The organism is Streptomyces tuirus, assembly GCF_014701095.1.
Lineage (GTDB): Bacteria > Actinomycetota > Actinomycetes > Streptomycetales > Streptomycetaceae > Streptomyces > Streptomyces tuirus.
On the sequence record NZ_AP023439.1, the window covers coordinates 3,622,660 to 3,641,639 of the forward strand.

At 69.1% G+C, this 18,980-nt stretch carries 20 protein-coding genes and 1 pseudogene; 7 read left to right on the forward strand and 14 right to left on the reverse strand.

Features of this window, described 5'->3' with window-relative positions; translation table 11 throughout:
* Nucleotides 1–63 precede the first annotated feature (63 nt).
* Nucleotides 64–885, forward strand: coding sequence for a YceI family protein (locus IGS69_RS16630; RefSeq protein WP_190900568.1), 822 nt, complete (start codon nt 64–66; stop codon nt 883–885).
* On the opposite strand, the gene IGS69_RS16635 is transcribed toward IGS69_RS16630, so the two are convergent.
* Both IGS69_RS16635 and IGS69_RS16640 read right to left on the reverse strand, forming a co-directional pair.
* Nucleotides 868–1,569 carry a GAF and ANTAR domain-containing protein gene (locus tag IGS69_RS16635; RefSeq protein WP_190900570.1) on the reverse strand — a complete coding sequence of 234 codons (702 nt, stop codon included), beginning with the start codon at nt 1,567–1,569 and terminating at the stop codon, nt 868–870. The two genes, IGS69_RS16630 and IGS69_RS16635, sit on opposite strands and share 18 nt — an antisense overlap.
* A 57-nt stretch (nt 1,570–1,626) precedes the next feature.
* A complete protein-coding gene (locus IGS69_RS16640; RefSeq protein ID WP_190900572.1) occupies nt 1,627–2,349 on the reverse strand; it encodes a GAF and ANTAR domain-containing protein in 723 nt (240 codons plus the stop codon).
* Nucleotides 2,350–2,624: 275 nt separating this feature from the next.
* Between IGS69_RS16640 and IGS69_RS16645 the strand changes: the two genes are divergently transcribed.
* Nucleotides 2,625–2,918 (forward strand): STAS domain-containing protein, encoded by a 294-nt coding sequence (locus IGS69_RS16645; protein WP_232543767.1) that lies wholly within the window; start codon nt 2,625–2,627, stop codon nt 2,916–2,918.
* 9 nt (nt 2,919–2,927) lie between these two features.
* Nucleotides 2,928–3,398: a PPOX class F420-dependent oxidoreductase gene (locus tag IGS69_RS16650; RefSeq protein WP_190900576.1), complete on the forward strand. Its 471-nt coding sequence runs from the start codon at nt 2,928–2,930 to the stop codon at nt 3,396–3,398.
* Between the two features lie 50 nt (nt 3,399–3,448).
* On the opposite strand, the gene IGS69_RS16655 is transcribed toward IGS69_RS16650, so the two are convergent.
* The 8 genes from IGS69_RS16655 to IGS69_RS16690 all read right to left on the reverse strand — a co-directional run bounded on the left by IGS69_RS16655 (nt 3,449) and on the right by IGS69_RS16690 (nt 13,484).
* Nucleotides 3,449–4,207, reverse strand: a complete 759-nt coding sequence (locus IGS69_RS16655; protein WP_190900577.1) for a TetR/AcrR family transcriptional regulator — start codon at nt 4,205–4,207, stop codon at nt 3,449–3,451.
* Between the two features lie 124 nt (nt 4,208–4,331).
* The gene (locus IGS69_RS16660) at nt 4,332–5,828 is read right to left on the reverse strand and encodes an MFS transporter (RefSeq protein ID WP_190900579.1); all 1,497 of its coding nucleotides are present in this window, start codon (nt 5,826–5,828) and stop codon (nt 4,332–4,334) included.
* 123 nt (nt 5,829–5,951) lie between these two features.
* Nucleotides 5,952–8,162, reverse strand: coding sequence for a glycosyltransferase family 39 protein (locus IGS69_RS16665; protein ID WP_232543542.1), 2,211 nt, complete (start codon nt 8,160–8,162; stop codon nt 5,952–5,954).
* Complete coding sequence (locus IGS69_RS16670) at nt 8,159–9,643, reverse strand: bifunctional glycosyltransferase family 2/GtrA family protein (protein ID WP_190900581.1); 1,485 nt, start codon at nt 9,641–9,643, stop codon at nt 8,159–8,161. The genes IGS69_RS16665 and IGS69_RS16670 overlap by 4 nt, the downstream gene beginning before the upstream one ends.
* 14 nt (nt 9,644–9,657) lie before the next feature.
* Nucleotides 9,658–11,292 carry a sensor histidine kinase gene (locus tag IGS69_RS16675; RefSeq protein ID WP_190900583.1) on the reverse strand — a complete coding sequence of 545 codons (1,635 nt, stop codon included), beginning with the start codon at nt 11,290–11,292 and terminating at the stop codon, nt 9,658–9,660.
* Nucleotides 11,289–12,029 (reverse strand): response regulator transcription factor, encoded by a 741-nt coding sequence (locus IGS69_RS16680; protein WP_190900585.1) that lies wholly within the window; start codon nt 12,027–12,029, stop codon nt 11,289–11,291. Before IGS69_RS16680 ends, IGS69_RS16675 begins: the two co-directional genes overlap by 4 nt.
* 129 nt (nt 12,030–12,158) lie before the next feature.
* Complete coding sequence (locus IGS69_RS16685) at nt 12,159–13,031, reverse strand: DUF2797 domain-containing protein (protein WP_190900587.1); 873 nt, start codon at nt 13,029–13,031, stop codon at nt 12,159–12,161.
* A gap of 57 nt (nt 13,032–13,088) precedes the next feature.
* Entirely contained in the window at nt 13,089–13,484 is a 396-nt protein-coding gene (locus IGS69_RS16690) for an HGxxPAAW family protein (RefSeq protein ID WP_190900589.1), read from the reverse strand.
* A 97-nt stretch (nt 13,485–13,581) separates the two neighbouring features.
* Here IGS69_RS16690 and IGS69_RS16695 point away from each other — a divergent pair, with 97 nt between their 5' ends.
* Nucleotides 13,582–14,058: a MarR family winged helix-turn-helix transcriptional regulator gene (locus IGS69_RS16695; RefSeq protein WP_190900591.1), complete on the forward strand. Its 477-nt coding sequence runs from the start codon at nt 13,582–13,584 to the stop codon at nt 14,056–14,058.
* Nucleotides 14,059–14,139: 81 nt separating this feature from the next.
* On the opposite strand, the gene IGS69_RS16700 is transcribed toward IGS69_RS16695, so the two are convergent.
* Nucleotides 14,140–14,406, reverse strand: coding sequence for a hypothetical protein (locus IGS69_RS16700; RefSeq protein ID WP_190900593.1), 267 nt, complete (start codon nt 14,404–14,406; stop codon nt 14,140–14,142).
* 349 nt (nt 14,407–14,755) lie between these two features.
* On the opposite strand from IGS69_RS16700, the gene IGS69_RS16705 reads away from it, so the two are divergent.
* Nucleotides 14,756–15,265 carry a hypothetical protein gene (locus tag IGS69_RS16705; RefSeq protein WP_190900595.1) on the forward strand — a complete coding sequence of 170 codons (510 nt, stop codon included), beginning with the start codon at nt 14,756–14,758 and terminating at the stop codon, nt 15,263–15,265.
* 73 nt (nt 15,266–15,338) lie between these two features.
* On the opposite strand, the pseudogene IGS69_RS16710 reads toward IGS69_RS16705, so the two are convergent.
* Together IGS69_RS16710 and IGS69_RS34630 are read right to left on the reverse strand one after the other, a co-directional pair.
* Nucleotides 15,339–15,638 (reverse strand): annotated as a pseudogene (locus tag IGS69_RS16710) (IS5/IS1182 family transposase); the annotation flags it as partial.
* 100 nt (nt 15,639–15,738) lie between these two features.
* Nucleotides 15,739–16,110, reverse strand: a complete 372-nt coding sequence (locus tag IGS69_RS34630) for a hypothetical protein (protein ID WP_232543543.1) — start codon at nt 16,108–16,110, stop codon at nt 15,739–15,741.
* 692 nt (nt 16,111–16,802) lie between these two features.
* Here IGS69_RS34630 and IGS69_RS16715 point away from each other — a divergent pair.
* Both IGS69_RS16715 and IGS69_RS16720 read left to right on the forward strand, forming a co-directional pair.
* Nucleotides 16,803–17,363, forward strand: a complete 561-nt coding sequence (locus tag IGS69_RS16715; RefSeq protein ID WP_190900597.1) for a hypothetical protein — start codon at nt 16,803–16,805, stop codon at nt 17,361–17,363.
* Nucleotides 17,364–17,742: 379 nt separating this feature from the next.
* Nucleotides 17,743–18,258 carry a hypothetical protein gene (locus tag IGS69_RS16720; RefSeq protein WP_190900599.1) on the forward strand — a complete coding sequence of 172 codons (516 nt, stop codon included), beginning with the start codon at nt 17,743–17,745 and terminating at the stop codon, nt 18,256–18,258.
* A 135-nt stretch (nt 18,259–18,393) separates the two neighbouring features.
* Here the strand turns inward: IGS69_RS16720 and IGS69_RS16725 are convergent, their stop codons facing one another.
* Entirely contained in the window at nt 18,394–18,960 is a 567-nt protein-coding gene (locus IGS69_RS16725) for a DUF4231 domain-containing protein (protein ID WP_190900600.1), read from the reverse strand.
* Between the last annotated feature and the right edge of the window lie 20 nt (nt 18,961–18,980).

The following is an 18,980-nucleotide window of genomic DNA, read 5'->3' on the forward strand; positions in this document are numbered from 1 at the left end:
GCGCGCTCTGAGCGGAGGTGCGCCCCCTGTCGCGGGCCGGTTTCTTTCTGAGGAGTAGCTGAGATGGGACTGACCGCGAGGATCCGTACCCGGGACGGATGGGCCGTGTCGCACGCGGTCGTCACGGTGGCGGACATGACCGGTGCGCAGGTGCTGCGGGCCGAGGCCGACGCGGAGGGTGCCGTACGGGACGCGACGCCGATGGAGCCGGGGGCGTACACCGTCATCGTCACGGCGGTGGGTTATGCGCCCGCGGCCTCCAGCGTGATCGTGACCGCGAGCGGGCGGGCCGAGGTCGGCTCGGTGACGCTGGCGCGCCAGGGCGGCACCGAGCTGCCGCCGCCCGGGCCGTGGACCGTCGACCCGGTGCACTCCAGTGTGGCCGCCGTGGCCCAGCACCTGGGCATCTCCAGCGTGCACGGCCGGTTCACGGAGTTCTCCGGCTCGATCGAGATCGCGCCGGACGACGTCACCAAGTCGCGGGTGGAGGCGGTGATCCGGGCCGCGTCCATCGACACCGGCAACGGCATGCGCGACGGGCACCTGAAGTCGCCGGACTTTCTCGATGCCGAGCGGTTCCCCGAGATCACCTTCCGGTCCACCGGGCTGACGGCGACCGGGTCCGACCGGTGGACCGTGCACGGGGAGTTGGGCATGCATGGTGTCGTGCGGCCCGTGGATCTCGATCTGGCCTACCTCGGGACGGGCCCGGACCCCTGGGGCGGCACCCGGGCGGCGTTCCGCGCGACGACCGAACTGCACCGCGAGGACTTCGCGATGAACTACAACCAGGTCCTCCAGGCGGGCATCGCCGCCATCGGCACGACGCTCAAGGTGGAGCTGGACATCCAGGCCGTGCAGGGCGAGTCACTTCCCGCGGCGTGAGTCCGGGGCGGACACCCTCGCCACCAACTGGCCGCACAGGTCCCGGAGCTTGACGTTCCGGTCCTGCGAGGCCCGGCGCAGCCGCTCCAGCGCGATCCGCGCGTCGATCCGCTCCCGGGCCATCAGGATGCCGATCGCCTGGTCGATGACGCTGCGGGAGAGCAGCGCGGTGCGCACATCGGCCGCCGACTGGCTCCGGCGCTCGATCCGCAGCGCCACGTCGATCGCGTCCCCGGCCCGGGCCGCGAAGGCACGGGCCGCGTCCCGGCCCGGGCCCAGTGCTCCGGCCCGCACCCCGTAGAGGTTGATGGCCGCGCCGCTCTCGCCCTCGACGGCGACCGGCACCGCCAGCGCGCAGCGGACGCCCGTGGACAGCGCGTACTCCGTGTAGGAGGGCCAGCGGGACTCCTCGGCCAGGTCCGGGGCGTACTGCTCCTCACCCGTCTCGGCCGCCTCGACGCAGGGCCCCGAGCCGTTCTCGTACTGGCGCAGGTCCAGGCCGCTGGGCATGCCGTCGCTGCCGGCCAGGGTGAGCAGCCGGCCGGCGCGGCGCACGGTGATGCTGCACGCGTCGGCGCCGGGCACTTCCCGCACCGCGCGGTCGGTCAGATCGCGCAGCAGGGTGTCGAGACCACTGCTGCGCACCATCGCCTGGTCCAGCGTGTCGGACGTCTCGGAGCTCATGACCGTACGGGTATCCCGTCACCGGTCATACACGCCATCTACGTAACTCACCTCACGTCAGGGGGCGTTGGGCGCGTTCACGATCCGGCGGGCGAGATCGCGCAGCTTCACGTTCTCCCGCTGGGAAGCCCGCACCAGGCTCTCGAAGGCCGCGGTCGCGTCGATGCCCTGGCGCTCCATGAGGATGCCGGTGGCCTGGCCGATCAGGTCCCTGGTGTGCATGGCCTCCGTGAGCTGCTCGCGCACGGTCGCGGAGTCCAGGGCGATGCTGACGTGCGCGCTGAACAGCCGGCCGACGCGGGTGGCCTCCTCGTCGAAGGCGCCCGGCTTGCGCGCGTAGGCCGTGAGCACGGTCAGCCGGCGCCGGTCGGTGCGCAGCCGCAGCGACAGCGCCGAGCGCAGGCCCAGGGCCGCCAGCACGTCCCAGCCGTCGTCCGCCTCGCTGTCCGCTATCCGCGCGACCGGGCTGTCCCACAACTGGTCCCACAGCCCGTGCTGTTCGCGGCCGGTGTACCGGGACTCGGCGGAGCGCACGGCCTCGTCGGTCCAGGCGAGCGTGCGGATCTTGCCGCCGCGCTCGATCACGGAGATGCCGGCGTGCTCGGCGCCCGGCATGAGATGCACGGCCAGCCGGACCGCGGTGCGCAGCGTGCTGTGCGGTGTGAGGGTCTCGTGCAGCTGCTGCGACGCCACCGTCAGCGCTTCGGCCAGCTCGGAGCCGACCGGAAAACGGGGCAAATCAGGAAACTCGGACGCAGCCACCACGAACCTCTTCGGCATGCACGGCCAACGGCCGTGCGCAGGAGAGCTCCGCAGCACATTCCCGACTGCGAGCACAGGACGGAAAGCACTCTAACTGCTCGGTTGCCTCCAAGTGACGTCCGGCCGACGCCGCCACCGGGCGCTTCCGTCACCGGCCCCCGCATGGTGGAATGGCCTTCGGGTCAGGAAGCGGCCTTACCGGAATCCGGACGAACGTCTGCCAGGTGAGTGCCGTGACCTTCTTCACGAATCCCACAGAACCGCGCGACCTTCCCGGCCGCGTCCACCTCACGATGCCCGCCGAGATCGACTTCTGCAACGCGGCGAAGCTGCTGCCCGTCCTCATGTCCGCGGTCCGCGCCCGTGGCGACCGGCTCGACATCCTCGTCCTCGACCTGTCCACGACCTCGTTCATGGACTCCCAGGGCATCCGCCTCATCAACGACGTACGGCGCCGGCTGCGCCCCGGGGCCGCGGTGCGTCTGGTGGCCCGGCCGGAGGGGACCACGAGCCGTGTTCTGGAGGTGACGGGCCTGCGCCGGGACGTCCCCGTGTACGACAACCTCGCCGAGGCCCTGGCGTCATAGGCTGCGCCCATGGCACCGAACATCGCGACGAACACCCGTGTCTCCCTGGACGAGTTGCTCGACTTCGTACGCCCCCGCCACCACGCGATCCTGCTGACCCGGCGGACCGACGGCAGCCCCCAGGGCTCCCCGCTGACCTGCGGTGTCGACGACTCCGGCCGGATCGTGGTCTCCACCTACCCGGAGCGCGCCAAGACCCGCAACGCCAAGCGGGACCCGCGCGTGAGCCTGCTCGTGCTCAGCGACGACTGGAACGGCCCCTGGGTGCAGATCGACGGCACGGCCGAGATCATCGACTCCCCCGACTCCGTCGAACCCCTCGTGGAGTACTACCGGAACATCGCCGGGGAGCACCCCGACTGGGACGAGTACCGCGCGGCCATGCTCAAGCAGGGCAAGTCGATCATCCGGATCACGCCGGAGCGGTGGGGGCCGGTGGCGACCGGTGGGTTCCCGGCGCGGCTGGTGGAGGGGGAGTAGCTCGCGGCTGACGCAGGAGAGGGCCCGGGGGGCTTGAGCCGGGGCGTGGTTCAGGCGCGGGCGACCATCGTCTCGATGCCGGCGATCAGCAGTTCCAGCGCGAACTCGAAGTCCCGCTCCAGCATCTCCGCCACGGTCTCCCCGCCGCGCGCCTCCATGAGCTTCTGCGACTCCCGCATGACGTCCGCGGCCTGAGGGGCCTCGGTCACCATGCTCACGGCGTCCTGGAAGTACTCGTCCATGGTCAGGCCGGCGGCGGCGGACCGGGTGGAGAGGTGGCCCTCGAGCGTGCCGTAGCCGTAGACGAACTGGAAGACGGCCGAGATCCCGCTCGTCAGCCGTTGCGTGGGCAGCCCCGTCCTGCGCATGACGCGTTGCACGACCCTGGAGAAGGCCAGGTTGTTCGGGCCGATGTTGAGGAAGGTGCCGACCAGCGGGGACACCCACGGGTGCCGCACCAGCAGCGTCCGGTACTCCCGGGCCAGCGTCCGGACCTGGTCGCGCCAGTCGGCGTCGGCGGCCTCCGGATCGGGCAGGACCATCTCGCCCATGACGGCGTCCAGGGCGAGTTCGAGCAGGTCGTCCTTGGTGTCGACGTACCAGTAGACGGACATCGCCGTCACGTTCAGCTCGGCGGCGAGCCGCCGCATGGAGAACCTGGCCAGCCCCTCGGCGTCCAGCAGCCGCACGGTGACCTCGGTGATCCGGTCCCGGTCCAGCCCCGAGGGCTGCCCGCCGCCGCGCCGCCGGTGCGCCCTGCCCTCCAGCCAGACACTGGACCGCGCGGCCTTCTCGGCTGCCTTCGCCATGGCGCACCTTCCTCGATCTCTCAGCGCCGCTCATGCCGGACGCGCTGTCCCTTCAGGGGCGCGGGGAACGGCGCGACCAACCACGACGAACCCGCACCCGCACGCTACGACCAGCCCCGGGCTCCTAGGCGGACTCTGCCCGCTCAGCACGTCGAAGCAACGCCGCCGCGACCAGTCCACCGGCCAGCACGGCAACCGCCCCCACCAGCTGACTGGTCTCCAGGCCTGAGGCGAAGGCGTCGGAGATGCGCGCCTTCTCCTCGGCACTGCCGGCCGCCGCCAGCGCCGCCGGCAACGACGCCGCGGACACGGCGACCAGCGACGCGAACCGGGAGTTGAGCACGGCACCGAGGACGGCGACGCCCAGTCCGTTGCCGAACTCCGCGAGCGTGCCGTTGATCCCCGCTCCCACACCCGCCTTCTCCGGCGGTATCGCGCCCATGATCGCGTTGGCCATGGCCGGCATGGACAGGGCCACACCCGCGCCCATCACGATCAGCCCGAGCAGCATGCCCCCGTACCCGTGGCCCCCGAGCAGCGCGATCGCCGCGAGCCCGGCGGACACCAGGGTCATGCCGAGCGCGATCGCCGCCGGTGTCCCCGCCTTCAGCACCAGCTTCGCCCCGACCCCCGTGAAGTTGAGCGCGACGACGGTCAGCGCCAGCGGCGCCGTGCGCAGCCCGGCGTCCAGCGGCTCGTACCCGAGCACGAACTGCAGGTGCTGCGTGAGCAGGAACAGCGACCCCGTCATACCGAACGCCACGAGGATCGCGCCCGCGACGGCGCCCACGAACTTCTGGTTGCGGAAGAAGTGCATGTCGAGCATCGGGTGCTCGGTCCGCAGCTCCCACAGCACGAACAGGCCGAGCACGACCACGCCGATCAGCGCCGAGACCAGCACCTGCGCGGAGGTCCAGCCGTGCTCGGGCCCGGTGATGATCGCGTAGACGACGGCCGTCATACCGATGGTCGACAGCACCGCGCCGAGCAGGTCGGGCCGGTCCCCGGACTTGTGCCTGGACTCCGGCACCAGTGCCGCGACGGCGACCAGGCCGAGCAGGGCGACCGGGATGTTGATCAGGAAGATCGCGCCCCACCAGAAGTGGTTCAGCATCACGCCGCCGATCAGCGGTCCGGCCGCGAAACCGAGCGAACTGACCGTCGACCAGAGCGCGATGGCCTTGACGCGTTCCTGGTCGTCGAAGATCTGCACGACCACGGCGAGGGTGGTGGTCATCAGCAGCGCCCCGCCGACGCCCATGCCCGCCCGGGCCGCGATCAGCTGGCCCGGGTTCTGGGACAGTCCGGCCGCGAGCGAGCCCAGGCCGAAGATCGCGAGGCCGGACATCAGCAGCAGCTTGCGGCCGTAGCGGTCGGCGGCGTTCCCGGCGGTGAGCAGCAGGCCGGACTGCACCAGCGCGTACGCGTTCATCATCCACTGGATGTCGGCGGTCGAGGCGTCCATCTCACGGGTGAGCGAGGGGATGGCCACGTTGAGGATCGTGTTGTCGAGCAGCACGGTGAGCTGCGCGAGGCAGATGACACCGAGGATCAGCCAGCGCTGGGGGTGGCCGCCCGGTGCGGTGTGCGGCAGGGCCGTTTCCTGGGGGGACGTCGTCATGCTGTACACCGTAGAACAGTTCCTATACGGCGTACAACGGAGTTTCGGCGGGGGCGCGACGGGGACGGCGACGGGGACGGGCGGTGGCTGTCAGCCACCGCCCGTCGTCCGGTCGGGCTCGTGTCAGCCGCTCGCCTTCTGTGTGAGGTCGTAGAAGGTGCTCGAGCCGACCGTGACCTTCTTGAAGGTGGCCTCGACCCAGGGGGTGATCTGGGAGGAGGTGTCGTCGCCGCCGGCGCCCATGCCGCCGCCCATGCCGCCCGAGGCGATGAAGTAGTGGATCTTTCCGTCCGCCACGTACTGCTTGAACTGGGCCAGGGTCGGGGACGGGTCGGTCCCGTTGAAGCCGCCGATGGCCATCACCGGGTCGCCGGTCGACAGCTGGTAACTCGCCGCGTTCTGGGCGCCGATGGCCGCCGCCGCCCAGGTGTACCGGCCGGCGTCGGTCTCCAGCAGCTTCTTGGCCTCGGAGCTGACGCCGGCGCCGTTGAGCAGGCCGCTGATGCCACCGCCGCCGCCCATGCCGCCCATGCCGCCCATGCCGCCCATCCGGCCGCCGTCGCCATTCTGCTGGTTCTGGTTCTGGCCCTGCGGGTTCTGGTTCTGACCCTGCTGGTTCTGGCCGCCGCCCGGGAAGCCGCCGCCGGGGAAGCCGTTGCCCGGCTGATTCTGACCCTGCTGGTTCTGGCCTCCGCTCGGGAAACCGCCTCCGCCGGGAGCACCGCCGCCCGGGCCGCCCCGGGCGCCCGCGACCGCCGGGCCCGCCGTGACGATCGAGCCGGTGTGCCCCTCGTTCACGGTGGTGAGGGTGTACGCCGCCGGACCGGCCAGCGCGGCGACGAGCCCCAGCCCGGCCGCTCCCAGGGCCGGCCGGCGTCCCAGCCGACCGGCGAAGATCAGGCCGAGGGCCGCCGTCAGACCGCCGACCAGGACCAGCCACTTGAGCCAGGGCAGGTAGTCGGAGGAGCGGTTGAGCAGGACGTACCCCCAGGCCGCGGTCGCCGTCATCGCGGCGGCCAGGGTCAGCGACGCCCAGGCCTTGTCGCGCTTCTCCCAGAGCAGCGCCGCGCCCATGCCGACCAGCGGGGCGATGTAGGGGGCGAGGGCGACCGTGTAGTACTCGTGGAAGATGCCCTGCATGTAGCTGAAGACCAGCATGGTCGTGAGCAGCGCGCCGCCCCACACCAGGAACGCGCCCCGGGTCGCCGACGTCCGGCGGGCCATGGGGGTCCCCCCGCTCGAGCGAAGCCGGGAGTGGGGGAGCGTGGCCACCAGGCCTGCGACGAGAAGGATGAGCGCGGCCGGGATCAGCCAGGAGATCTGGCCGCCGATGGAGGAGCCGAACAGCCGGTCCCAGCCGGTCTCGCCCCAGGCTCCACCGCCGTTGCCGCCCCCGCCACCGCCTCCGACGCTGCCGGTCTCGTCGCCGTTGAGGCGGCCCAGGCCGTTGTAGCCGAAGGTCAGTTCCAGGAAGCTGTCGTTCTGCGAGCCGCCGATGTAGGGGCGGGAGGACGCGGGCCACAGCTCGACGATCGCGACCCACCAGCCGCCCGAGACGACGATCGCGGCGAGACCCGCGGCGAGCTGACCGATCCGCTTCCTCACCGTCACCGGGGCGCAGACGCCGTAGACGAGGGCGAGCGGCGGCAGGATCAGGAAGGCCTGGAGCGTCTTGGCGAGGAAGGCGAAGCCGATCGCGGCACCGGCCCACAGCAGCCACTTCGTGCGGCCGTCCTCCAGGGCGCGGATGACGAAGTAGCAGGCCGCCGCCATCAGCAGCGCCAGCATCGCGTCCGGGTTGTTGAAGCGGAACATCAGCGCCGCCACAGGGGTGAGCGCGAGCACGGCACCCGCGATCAGACCGGCCGCGGGGCTGAACCGGCGGCGCACGGCCGCGTACACGACGGCCACCGTGCCGACGCCCATCAGGACCTCGGGCGCGAGGATCGCCCAGGAGCCGAGGCCGAAGAGCCGCACGGAGAGGGCCATGGGCCACAGGGCGGCCGGGGGCTTGTCGACGGTGATGGCGTTGCCGGCGTCGAGCGAGCCGAAGAAGAACGCCTTCCAGGACTGGCTTCCGGCCTGTACGGCCGCCGAGTAGAAGGAGTTGGCGTAGCCGGAGGCGCTCAGGTTGTAGAGGTAGAGGACGGCGGTCGCCAGCAGCAGGGCGAGGAAGGCCGGGCGGGCCCAGCGGGGGTCCTCGGTGCGGCCGTGCCAGAGCCGTCGCACGAAGGGCCGCTCGGTGGCGCCGGAGGCACCGGACGCTTCGGCCGGGGTCCGGTTTCCGGGGCCCGTGTCTCTGCCGGTGATCGGGTGGTCGAAGTGGACGGTCATCGCGAGTCCCTCGAATCGGTGTCGTGCGGGCGCACCGGCAGCAGGTGCAGGGTTGCGTCCGGCCAGGTGCCGTCCGCGGCTGCACCGGCGCGGAAGGGGGCGGTGTTGTACGGGGTGGTGTCGTAAGGCGTGGTGTTGTGCGGGGTGGTGTCGTAAGGCGTGGTGTTGTGCGGGGCGGCGTCGTAAGGCGTGGTGTTGTACGGGGTGGTGTCGTACGGGGCGCGCGCCGCCGGGTCGTCCTCGCGCCGGTCCGGGAACACCCACGCCCGGAAGAGCAGGAAGCGCAGCACGGTCGCCGCGAGGTTGGCGGCGACGAGGACGGCCAGTTCGGTGGAGTGCGCCGGCTCGGAGGTCGCCGCGTTCAGTGCCGCGAGCGAGCCGCTGGTCAGGGCGAGTCCGATGCCGAAGACGACCAGGCCCTGCGCCTGGTGCCGTACGGCCCCGCCGCGCCCGCGCACCCCGAAGGTGAGCCGCCGGTTGGCCGCGGTGTTGGCGACCGCCGAGACCAGCAGGGCCAGGGCGTTGGCGGTCTGGGAACCGGAGAAGACCCGGAAGCCGCTGTAGAGCAGCAGGTAGAAGAGGGTGGACAGGGCGCCGACCACGCAGAATCCGACCAGCTGGCGGGCGAGTCCCCTGGGCACGTCCTTGAGGTCACGGTCGCGCGGGTCGTCGCCGAACGGCCGGGCGATCCGGTCCAGCGGCAGCGAGCCGGTGGCCAGGGCCCTGCCGACCCGCCACACGCCCTTGAGATCGTCGGTCGCGGTCCTGACGATGTGCACCGTCGAATCGGGGTCGTCGACCCAGTCGACCGGCACCTCGTGGATCCGCAGCCCCGCCCGCTCGGCGAGCACCAGCATCTCGGTGTCGAAGAACCAGCCGGTGTCCTCGACGAGCGGCAGCAGCACCTGCGCCACGTCCCGGCGGATCGCCTTGAAGCCGCACTGCGCGTCCGAGAACCGCGCCTGGAGCGAGCCGCGCAGGATGAGGTTGTAGGCCCGGCTGATGAACTCCCGCTTGGGTCCGCGCACCACCCGCGAACTGCGGGCCAGCCGGGAGCCGATCGCGAGGTCCGAGTGGCCGGAGATCAGCGGCGCCACCAGCGGGAGCAGGGCGTTGAGGTCGGTGGAGAGGTCCACGTCCATGTAGGCGAGGACCGGGGCGTCCGAGGCCGACCAGACGGCCCGCAGGGCCCGGCCGCGCCCCTTCTGCTCCAGGCGGAAGGTGGTGACCTCGGGGATCTCCGCCGCCAGCCGCCCGGCCACCTGCGGAGTGGTGTCCGTGGACGCGTTGTCCGCGATGGTGATGCGGAACGCGTACGGGAACGTCCGGCCGAGGTGCTCGTGCAGTCTGCGGACGCACGGCTGGAGGTCCTTCTCCTCGTTGTAGACGGGGATCACTACGTCCAGGACAGGCGTACCGGCTGGTGCGGCCGGGAGGTGCTCCCGCGCCGGCAGGGTGCCGGGAGAAGAGTCGGTTCGCATGGAACCGACTTTCGTCAGGCGCCCTGTCGTGCCCGTGTGGTGAGGCTGTGGCGTGCCTGTGAGTGCGGCTGCCAACTCATGTCCGGCTGCCAGCTCATGCCCGGCTGCCAGCTCATGCCCGGCTGCGGCTCGGGCGGCAGCGCGGGCAGATGCACCGTGAACACGGTCCGCCCGGGCACGCTGTCGACGGTCACGGCACCGCCGTGCGCGGTCACCACGGCCCGCACGATGGCGAGGCCGAGCCCGGTCGAGCCGGTGGCGCGGGAGCGCGCGGAGTCGCCTCTGGCGAACCGCTCGAAGACGTGCGGGAGCAACTCCGCGGGAATGCCCTGCCCGTTGTCCTCGACCTCCACGCACAGCCACCGGTCGCGCCGCTGCACCCGCGCGGTGACGGTCGTGCCGGGCGGCGTGTGCTTGCGGGCGTTGCCGAGGAGGTTGACGAGGACCTGTTGCAGCCGGGCCGCGTCCGCCGACACGAGTGCGGGCTCGTCGGGCAGGTCGAGCCGCCAGTTGTGGTCCTGGCCGGCCGCCCGGGCGTCGCTGATGGTGTCGATGACGAGCGGGACGAGGTCGGTGTGCTCGAACTGGAGCGGCCGTCCGGCGTCGAGCCGGGCGAGCAGCAGCAGATCCTCGACGAGGAGGGTCATCCGGCCGGCCTCGGACTCGATCCGGCCCAGGGCGTGCCGGGTGTCGGGCCCGACCTGCTCCCTGCCGCGCCGGGTGAGCTCGGCGTAGCCGCGGATGGACGCGAGCGGCGTGCGCAGTTCGTGGCTGGCGTCGGCGACGAACTGTCTGACGCGGGTCTCGCTCTGCTGCCGTGCGTGCAGCGCCCCGTGGACGTGGTCGAGCATCCGGTTGAGCGCGGCGCCGACCTTGCCGACCTCGGTGTGCGGGTCGGTCTCGGAGTCGGGGACCCGCTCGCTGAGGTTCACCTCGCCGGTGTGCAGGGGCAGTTCGGACACGCGGGTGGCGGTGGCGGCGACGCGGCGCAGGGGGCGGGTGGCCACGCCGATGAGGACGGAGCCGGCGATGGCGGCGGCGACCAGTCCGGCGCCGGTGACACTCACCTCGACGATGATCAGGGTGTTGATGGTGGTGGTGACCGACTCGGTGGGCAGGGCGACGTAGTAGGTGCCGCCGTCGAACCCCATGACGTACTGCGCGCGGTACTCGCCGAGGCCCGGGATCTCGACGGTGTGCATGCCCGTGGTGGGCACGCGCGCGAGGGCGGCCTTCTGTTCGCTGGTGAGGCCGACGGGGATGTTCCCCTGGTAAGGGCCGTTCTCCTCGGGGTCCTTGGCGAAGGCCGCCCGGGTGATGTCGCCGTCGGCGCCGACCACGGCGGCCACGGTCCCGGGCCGCGCCGGCCCGTTGATGAATCCGGTGATCCTGTCCGCCGCGTCGATGTCTTTCTCTCTGTCGGGCTTCGCGGGACCCGACAGGCGCTTGCCGGTGTCCTCGACCTGCCCGTCCAACTGCTCGTTCAGATGCGACCGCAGCGCCAGCGTCGTCACCGTCCCGATCACCGCGCACACCACCGCGATCAGCACGACGGACGCGACGACGAGCCGTGTCCGCAGCGTGCGCGGCTTGCCTGCCCACCGCCTGCCCGCCCGCTGCTGCGTACGCGGCCGCCGTCGGCCGCTCATGACGCAGCGGGCTTGATCAGGTACCCGGCACCGCGCCGCGTGTGGATCATCGGCTCGCGCCCTGCGTCGATCTTGCGTCGCAGATAGGAGATGTACAGCTCGACGACGTTGGCCTGGCCCCCGAAGTCGTACGACCACACCCGGTCGAGGATCTGCGCCTTGCTGAGCACACGGCGCGGGTTGCGCATCAGGAACCGCAGCAGCTCGAACTCGGTGGCGGTGAGGTGGATGTTGTCGCCGCCCCGCGTCACCTCGTGGCTGTCCTCGTCGAGGGTGAGGTCACCGACGACCAGCGTGGAGTCCGAGCGCCGGTCGGTGGCGCCGGAGCGGCGGATCAGCCCGCGCAGTCGCGCGACGACCTCTTCGAGGCTGAACGGCTTGGTGACATAGTCGTCGCCACCGGCCGTGAGCCCGGCGATACGGTCCTCGACGGCGTCCTTGGCGGTGAGGAACAGCACCGGCACGTCCGGCAGTTCCCGGCGCAGCCGCCCGAGCACGGCCAGCCCGTCCATGTCGGGCAGCATCATGTCGAGGACGACGGCGTCGGGCCGGAAGTCGCGGGCGGTCTGGATCGCGCCCGTGCCGTCACCGGCACTGCGGATCTGCCACCCCTCGTAGCGCAGGGCCATGGACAGCAGCTCGGTGATCGACAGCTCGTCGTCCACCACGAGCACGCGGACGGGGCTCCCGTCCGGCCTGAGCAGTTCGGTGCGCCCCTGGGGCGAGGTCGTGGTCATGTGAACACGGTGTCGGGGACCTCTGAGAGCACGCTTTCCGCAACCTGTGATTTCCCTGAGAAACACACAGGCGCTTCTCAGGGAACTCCTGGGAAGGCCTCGCCGCGGCTTCCGGGAACGCCGCGCGGGTCAGAACAGCCCGTCCTGCACGCCTGCCGCCTCCCTGAACTGCCGCACGGGCACGGTCAGTTCGTCTCCGGCGGCGGGCACCAGCCCCCATCCGGTCATCAGCCGTGTGTCGAGTACGACGACCCCGCCACCGGTGGCCAGGTGCAGATCGGGCCCGGCGGCCGCGACCAGCTCCCCGCCCACCGCACCGCCGGCGACGAGCTCGCTCACGCCGCCCATGGCGACGGGCACGTCCGCCAGCCCGAACACCCCCACGTGATCGACGACCCGCAGCGGCTCCCGCACGAGCGACTCCGGCCAAGCGGGAAGCCGCACCGCCCTCTCGTACAGCTCGGCGACCTCACGGGCCCGGTCGGCGGCGGCCTCCGGCAGCGCGGCCCGCACCGTCCTCTTCTCGGCGTACGGAATCCGGTCGGGCACCCGCAGGGCGGCCCTGAGCAGCTCCTCCGTACGCCGCGCGGCCATGAGCGGACCGACGCCGAGCCAGCTGAAGCAGACGGCGCCCTGCTCGAGCAGCCGGGCGGAGCCGCGCTCCTCGGCGGTGATCCCGACCTTGACCATGCCGGGCCCGAACCACGCCAGATAGACGTGGTACGGCCGGGGATCGTCGGCGATGGTGTCCGCCGCCACGGAGTGCGCCCGGTCCAGCCGCGCACACTCCTCGCACCGCGCCCCCGTACTCCGCCCCGGCACGGCCGCACCCACGGGGCACGCATGCCCCCGAGCCCCCACACAGATGCGCACACCCCCTTCCGCGACCCTGAAGGCCACGCGTTTCCCCCAGGTCAGCGCACTGCGCCGCCCGCCGTCCCACACCAGCACGGGACCATCCGCCGACCACCGCAGCCCCGAGCACTTCCATGCCTGTGCCATCTCTGCCGAGCGTAAGGGGCACCACTGACAACGGGGGACGGCCGGCGTAGAGCGGCCTCAGCGCCCGGAATCGGCCCCGACCGCGGCGACGTCCTCCTGCTCGCCCGCGCGCTGCACCGGCATGACCGGCTCCACCGCACCCGCGCCACCCCGCCGCCCCCGCCCGGCCAGCCGGCACCCGAGGCACTCCGCGTGCCCGCCCGGCGCCGCCGCGTCCCGCACCCGCCACCCCCACTCCGCCCGGGGCCGCACGCCCGGCCCCTTCCCCCACCCGGAGAGATGCAGGGCCCAGGTGACGAGCAGACTCACGACCCCGATCGCCACCCCGCCCGCGATCAGCACGCCGGAGACGGCGCAGACCCCCAGCCCCGCCACCCCCGCCCCGACGGTCGCGATGCCCCATCCGACCCAGCCCGCGACCGTGTGCCCGTGGTCATACTGATGTGCACTCACGTGTCACTCCCCCGCACCTGAGGACTCCGACCCGCCGAACCCCTCATCTGCTAAGACTTTTATTGCCCAAACATCTCACGAACTAAGGGATCTGGGAATGCAAGCCAAGCCTCGTCCGGCCGCCACACCGGAGCAGGCGCTGTCGGCGATGGACCGACTCATCGCGACTCACCTGGTCGGACAGCACGAGATCGCCCAGCAGGTGGGCCTGAGTGTGACCGACCTCACCTGCTTCGCCTACGTCATCGAGGCCGGCGAGAACCTCCCCACGGCAGGTGATCTGGCGGCCCGCGTCCATGTCACGACCGGCGCCGTCACCGGCATCCTCAACCGCCTGGAGCGCGCCGGCTACATCACCCGCCGCCCCGACCCCGCGGACCGCCGCCGCATCCGCGTGGCGGCCCGGCCCGAGGCGGTCGCCCGCGTCCGAGAGGTCTACGAGCCGTACTACGCCCGCCTCACCCAGCTCTTCGCGGACTACTCCCCGGACGAGATCGCGGTCCTGCACGACTGGTTCACCCGCGCGGGCACACTGGCGGCGACGTACCTGGAGGAGCACTGCCGCCCCGACTGAACCGGGGCCGCCGTCGCTACTCGGGCTGACGTGAGTGCCGACTCCGTCGCTACTGGGCTGACGTGAGTGCCGACTCCGTCGCTACTTGGACTGACGTGAGTGCCGGCTCCCCCGTCGGCGCACGGTGAAGAAGCAGGCGAGCATGCCGAGCCCCCAGGCGATCAGAAGGGCTCCCCACAGCGGCATGGTCACGATCGGCACGAGAAGGCGGATCTCGACGTCCGAGCGGTTCTCGAAGATGAAGATCAGAGCGACCGCGGTGATCAGAACGAACGGCGCGAAACGACGGACCGCCGGCCGGGAGAAGAACGGTGTGCGCGCCTTGTGGTCTGGGCTGATCTGAGCCATGGAGTACCTCTCCATCACGTAGCCCCTGATCCCAGCGTCCCCTTCCGAGCCACGGCGCGCCACCGCCGAGGTCGAAGACCGGGACCGCCGTGGGCCTGACGGAAGGCCAACGCCAAAGGCCCCGGATTGATCCCGGGGCCATTGATCCATGCGCACTCGGCAGGATTCGAACCTGCAACCTTGTGATCCGTAGGATCGGGCAGGGCGTCCTGCCTACGTCCCGCTGCAGCCCGGCCCGCGCCCGGGCCGCGCAGACAGCGGGTAGTCGCCTGATCCGAGAGAAGGTCGCCAAAGCGGTCTCCTCTGAGACGACGGTAGACCGCTGTGGTTTGGCCTTGATCATCGGTGGGTGACCGACGACGAGATCGTTGAACGAGTTCGGGCCTATGCGACAGCCCAGGAGCTGCCACCGCCCGCGCCTTCCCAGGCAGTTGCTGAGGTTGAGGCCGTCGTGGGGTATCCCATGCCGAAGTTGCTGCGGCGTTTGTACCTGGAGGTCGCCAACGGCGGCTTCGGTCCGGACGGGAGCATTCTGTCCCTGATCGACGCGGGCGAGTGGTACAGCGATGAGGAGTCGCTGCTCCAGCTTGTACGTGACTGGTGTTCGGAGTCCGAGCCGGAACCTCCGCTCCAGCCGCTTCATGTACCACCGCTGGTGACACTAGGCTGCGCGATCTGGTGGCACGTCGACGTCAGTACGCCGGAGGGCCGCATGTGGGGGTGGGACCCGAATGCGCGCTGTGAACAGCACCGCTTCCTCGTCGAGCAGTTCACCCTGGCGGAGTGGCTGGCGGACTGGCTGGAGGGCAACCGCACCTTCCCGCAGCCGCCGCCTGTGGTGGACTGCCCCAGTTGCTGAAGGACTGCCCTAACGGTCCAGTCGGCGGTAGCTGATCAGAGCTGCGGCAATGCCGCCGAAGGCAAGGAAGTGGCCAGGAAATGGTTCGCTCGACTACCCAACGATGGCGACCCAGCCGCTGTGAGGAGTTGCGCCTCTGCGGGCGATGCGGCGGCGGATTCCTTGCTCGCGTAGCCATCTGCGCAGGTGGTCGTAGTCGTAGCCTTGGTCGGCATGCAGCTTCGCCGCCCGTCGCCGCGTCCCTGTCGGTGATCAGGTGGATTTTCGATCCCCCCTTGCCACGGTCGGTCGGATTCGCTCCCGTCAGCGGCCCCCCTTTTTTTGCCGCCCGCAGGCTGACGGAGTCAATCGCGCAGCGCGACCAGTCCAGCTCACCTCGAGACCACCGTCTTCCGGCGCGCCCCTGCACCACCGGACCAAGCACTCATTCCGGTCTGAACGCCGAGCGAAATAACCCCTCAACCTGATCACGGTCATCCGGTGCCGATATCAGCCTTGTGCAGCCTCTGGGCCAACAGCAGGGCGCCTCCGGTCGCTGCCCCTACCGCTCCCGCGGCCAGGAAACCGCGAGAGGAACGCCAGGACAGCACCGACCACCGCGACTGCGCGGAAAACAACGATCCCGTACTCAGCCACGACCCGGTTGAGATCAGCGACAGGGCGGAGCCGATCGAGCCGACCGAGAGGGCGCTTCCGATCGAGCCCACCGACAAGGCCGAACCGACGGATCCCACAGACAGCACAGATCCCACTGAACCGATTGACAACACAGAGTCCTGTGACCACAAGGAGAGCACTGAACCAGAGGAGGCACGTCGGACTGACCGTACGGACAGTTTTGTCATGAGGCCATCCTGCCCGCTGATCGCTCTGTCTTGGGAGGTTGTGGACGGATGACGCGGGTCTCGTGTGAGGGCCGGCATCTGGCTCGCTGCGTGGCGGGGCAGATCCCCTTGGGAGCCCGGACCGGCCCGGATCTACGACCACGCCAGACTGCCGTGAGTGTCTAACTGCGTGACAACGCCGACGAACACCGGACGCCCCACGCACACGGCACACGGCACTCGGCACTCGGCAGGATTCGAACCTGCAACCTTCTGATCCGTAGGATCGGGCAGGGTGTCGTGCCAGCTGCCGACAGCCTCTGATCCCGATCGCCCAGGTGGGCGATCGAGTGCGAGCGTGTGCCGTCGTTGCCGTCAGGACTGCCGTCAAATTGACGCATCACGCCATCGCCGAGTGCTCGCCTCCACCTCGGTCCCGGCAAAGCTGTTCGTTCCAACCCACTGGCGTGGTAGCAGCGCGACTGACGGCCGGAGTGCCATGCGCAACGCTTCCATCCCCCCTGCCATCGTCCAGACAAGCCGAGCAGACGAGCCCACGGGCGTCCAGGTCGCTCATACAGAGGCGCGCTCCGGCTGGACGCCAGGAACCACAACTGCTTCGCGGGGTATGGATCAACGGGAGACAGGTGCGGGCTGCGGAGGGCGTTGGGTGATGAAAAAAGTCAGCGCGGAGGCAGCATGGGGACGAAGATATGGCGATGACGACCGGCCAGGGAGAGTCCCCCCACGAACGGGCAATGTATGAACTGCTTGGGCAAATGGTGTCCATGGCCGCCTACCTGGAGATGCGCCTCCAGATGCTTGCAAAGTGTCTCGTAGATACGCCGTATGCAGCTCACTGGATCAACGGCGAGAACAGCAGCAGGGTGATCAAGCTCATCGGCGATGTCGCCAAGGAACATCCGGCAGTGTCACCCAGCCGCCTTGAAGAACTACAGGTGACCCTCAAGGAATGCACGATCCTCCTCAACAGAAGGCATGGTTACGTCCACGGAGTTTGGTCAGTGGACGGTTCGAATCCGGCTGGATCAGAGGCTTGGCAGACCATGCGCTTCACGCGAGGCAACCAAGCCCCAACCTTCGCTCCTCTTTCCATCGACGACCTGGCAGATCTTATTCGCGGACTCGACCGAGCCTTGTCGTTGGTCATGACTTGGATGGTCGAGCACATCAACCATCGGGTTCAAACAAGCGTCGAGACCAGCGTTGGCGATTCGGGCGAAGCACCAACGGAGCGTGCTCCTAGCGAGTGATCACAATCCTTACTCGTTGCCCACTCCAGAACGACTCCACCGATGGTGACTGGAATCAGTGGATGACACCCACAGACACGGATGCGGACTGAGACGGCCCTTAGCGACCGCTTCGACGCGGCGCATTGGCATGTTGAGGGCGGTTCACTCCCCTGGGTTTGGCGCGAACGTAGAAGGAATGAGAATGAGCAGCAGGGACGATTTTACTGCCGCTACCAAAAAGGCCGTAGCGAACAGGGCCGGGAATCGGTGCAGCAATCCCACGTGCCGACTTCTCACCAATAGACCAGACCCGGTACACATCGACAAATTTCTCAATCTTGGCGTGGCTTCCCACATCCGAGCTGCAAGCCCCGGAGGGCCACGCTACGACGCTGACATGTCCACCGAGCAGCGCAAGTCACCGGAGAATGCACTTTGGTTGTGCCTTAGTTGCTCAAAAGTGATTGATGCTTCCCCGGCAGCTTTCACCGTCGACGGGCTCCTTGCCTGGAAAAAGAACGCAGAGATGCTGGCTGCGAGGGATTCCAAAGTCACGGCCGATCACGTGGGAACTCTCCTCGTGGAGATAGAGGCCGCACGCACGGATATAATTCGCTTCTGTTCATACTGGCAAGCTGCCGACCCTTCAAACGAGTGGCCCTCTCAACTCACCTTCAACGAAATGACCGAGAGGATACTTAAACACTCCACTCTCCGAAGGGCTGCCTATCATGAAGAAATCGCTCCACGAGTTTCCAAAATGATTTCTGTTGCGCGAACAATTCTCGGACCCGACAGTGATGAAGTGGCCAGCCTGGCACACATATTCACATATGCCGAAACCAACTACCTGTCAATGCTCAATTGCGCAAAAGCTCTGCAGCGGGTCGCAGACGTGCTCGCTATGCGCTAGGCCAACCGTACAGCCGTCGACAGTCGCCTCTGGAACGAACCTCCCAGCCAGGGGCGACTCCGGCTCTGGTCCGACTGTCAGGGACTCGGTGGTCTGCCTCGTTGCATAAGCGGCGAACAGGGAAACGGTCCCGAGTTAAATAACCTGCTGCTGCCCTTGCTGCGGTTGATCAAGCTGCTGTTCACGCATCCTCTGTTCTGCGCGCAGCTTCTCTACAGTTGTCGCGAAGACCTCAAGGTTAACCTTCTCTTCGGGAGAATTGTAGGGAGCGATCCCCAACTCCAGCGCTGTAACATGCTGCTGGATACTGTCAGCAGTCTGTTGCAAATTGCACGCTCTCTCGCGCGGCTTAAAATACCCCGCAGCTCCCGTGGTGACTGTGACAGTGAAGCCTAAGCCAATAAGAACTCCCTTGGCTGGCTGCGGCGGATCGTACCAAGCTGTTACCGCCGAGATAGCCGCCGAGCTAATGAACAAAAGCCACTGCATCACCAAATGCATGCGTCGATAATGACGCGAATCCTGCCGCAGACGAGAAATCTCCGAAGGGAGCTTCTCTTTGTAAGATGCTTGCCGATCTTCAGGTGGTGGTGTTCGCCGACGAATCTCAAGAACATGACGCTCCTCAGTCAAGGAGAGTTCGAGCTTGAGCTCCCTCAATGACTCCCCGGAATCCTCCCAAAATCCGCTGTCGAACTCCACGAGAAATTGCGCTGTGGAAG

Coding starts and splice junctions, on each gene's coding strand:
- IGS69_RS16630 (WP_190900568.1), top strand. CDS start 64: ATGGGACTGACCGCGAGGATCCGTACCCGGGACGGATGGGCCGTGTCG.
- IGS69_RS16635 (WP_190900570.1), bottom strand. CDS start 1,569: ATGAGCTCCGAGACGTCCGACACGCTGGACCAGGCGATGGTGCGCAGC.
- IGS69_RS16640 (WP_190900572.1), bottom strand. CDS start 2,349: ATGCCGAAGAGGTTCGTGGTGGCTGCGTCCGAGTTTCCTGATTTGCCC.
- IGS69_RS16645 (WP_232543767.1), top strand. CDS start 2,625: ATGCCCGCCGAGATCGACTTCTGCAACGCGGCGAAGCTGCTGCCCGTC.
- IGS69_RS16650 (WP_190900576.1), top strand. CDS start 2,928: ATGGCACCGAACATCGCGACGAACACCCGTGTCTCCCTGGACGAGTTG.
- IGS69_RS16655 (WP_190900577.1), bottom strand. CDS start 4,207: ATGGCGAAGGCAGCCGAGAAGGCCGCGCGGTCCAGTGTCTGGCTGGAG.
- IGS69_RS16660 (WP_190900579.1), bottom strand. CDS start 5,828: ATGACGACGTCCCCCCAGGAAACGGCCCTGCCGCACACCGCACCGGGC.
- IGS69_RS16665 (WP_232543542.1), bottom strand. CDS start 8,162: ATGACCGTCCACTTCGACCACCCGATCACCGGCAGAGACACGGGCCCC.
- IGS69_RS16670 (WP_190900581.1), bottom strand. CDS start 9,643: ATGCGAACCGACTCTTCTCCCGGCACCCTGCCGGCGCGGGAGCACCTC.
- IGS69_RS16675 (WP_190900583.1), bottom strand. CDS start 11,292: ATGAGCGGCCGACGGCGGCCGCGTACGCAGCAGCGGGCGGGCAGGCGG.
- IGS69_RS16680 (WP_190900585.1), bottom strand. CDS start 12,029: ATGACCACGACCTCGCCCCAGGGGCGCACCGAACTGCTCAGGCCGGAC.
- IGS69_RS16685 (WP_190900587.1), bottom strand. CDS start 13,031: ATGGCACAGGCATGGAAGTGCTCGGGGCTGCGGTGGTCGGCGGATGGT.
- IGS69_RS16695 (WP_190900591.1), top strand. CDS start 13,582: ATGCAAGCCAAGCCTCGTCCGGCCGCCACACCGGAGCAGGCGCTGTCG.
- IGS69_RS16700 (WP_190900593.1), bottom strand. CDS start 14,406: ATGGCTCAGATCAGCCCAGACCACAAGGCGCGCACACCGTTCTTCTCC.
- IGS69_RS34630 (WP_232543543.1), bottom strand. CDS start 16,110: ATGACAAAACTGTCCGTACGGTCAGTCCGACGTGCCTCCTCTGGTTCA.
- IGS69_RS16715 (WP_190900597.1), top strand. CDS start 16,803: ATGGCGATGACGACCGGCCAGGGAGAGTCCCCCCACGAACGGGCAATG.
- IGS69_RS16720 (WP_190900599.1), top strand. CDS start 17,743: ATGTCCACCGAGCAGCGCAAGTCACCGGAGAATGCACTTTGGTTGTGC.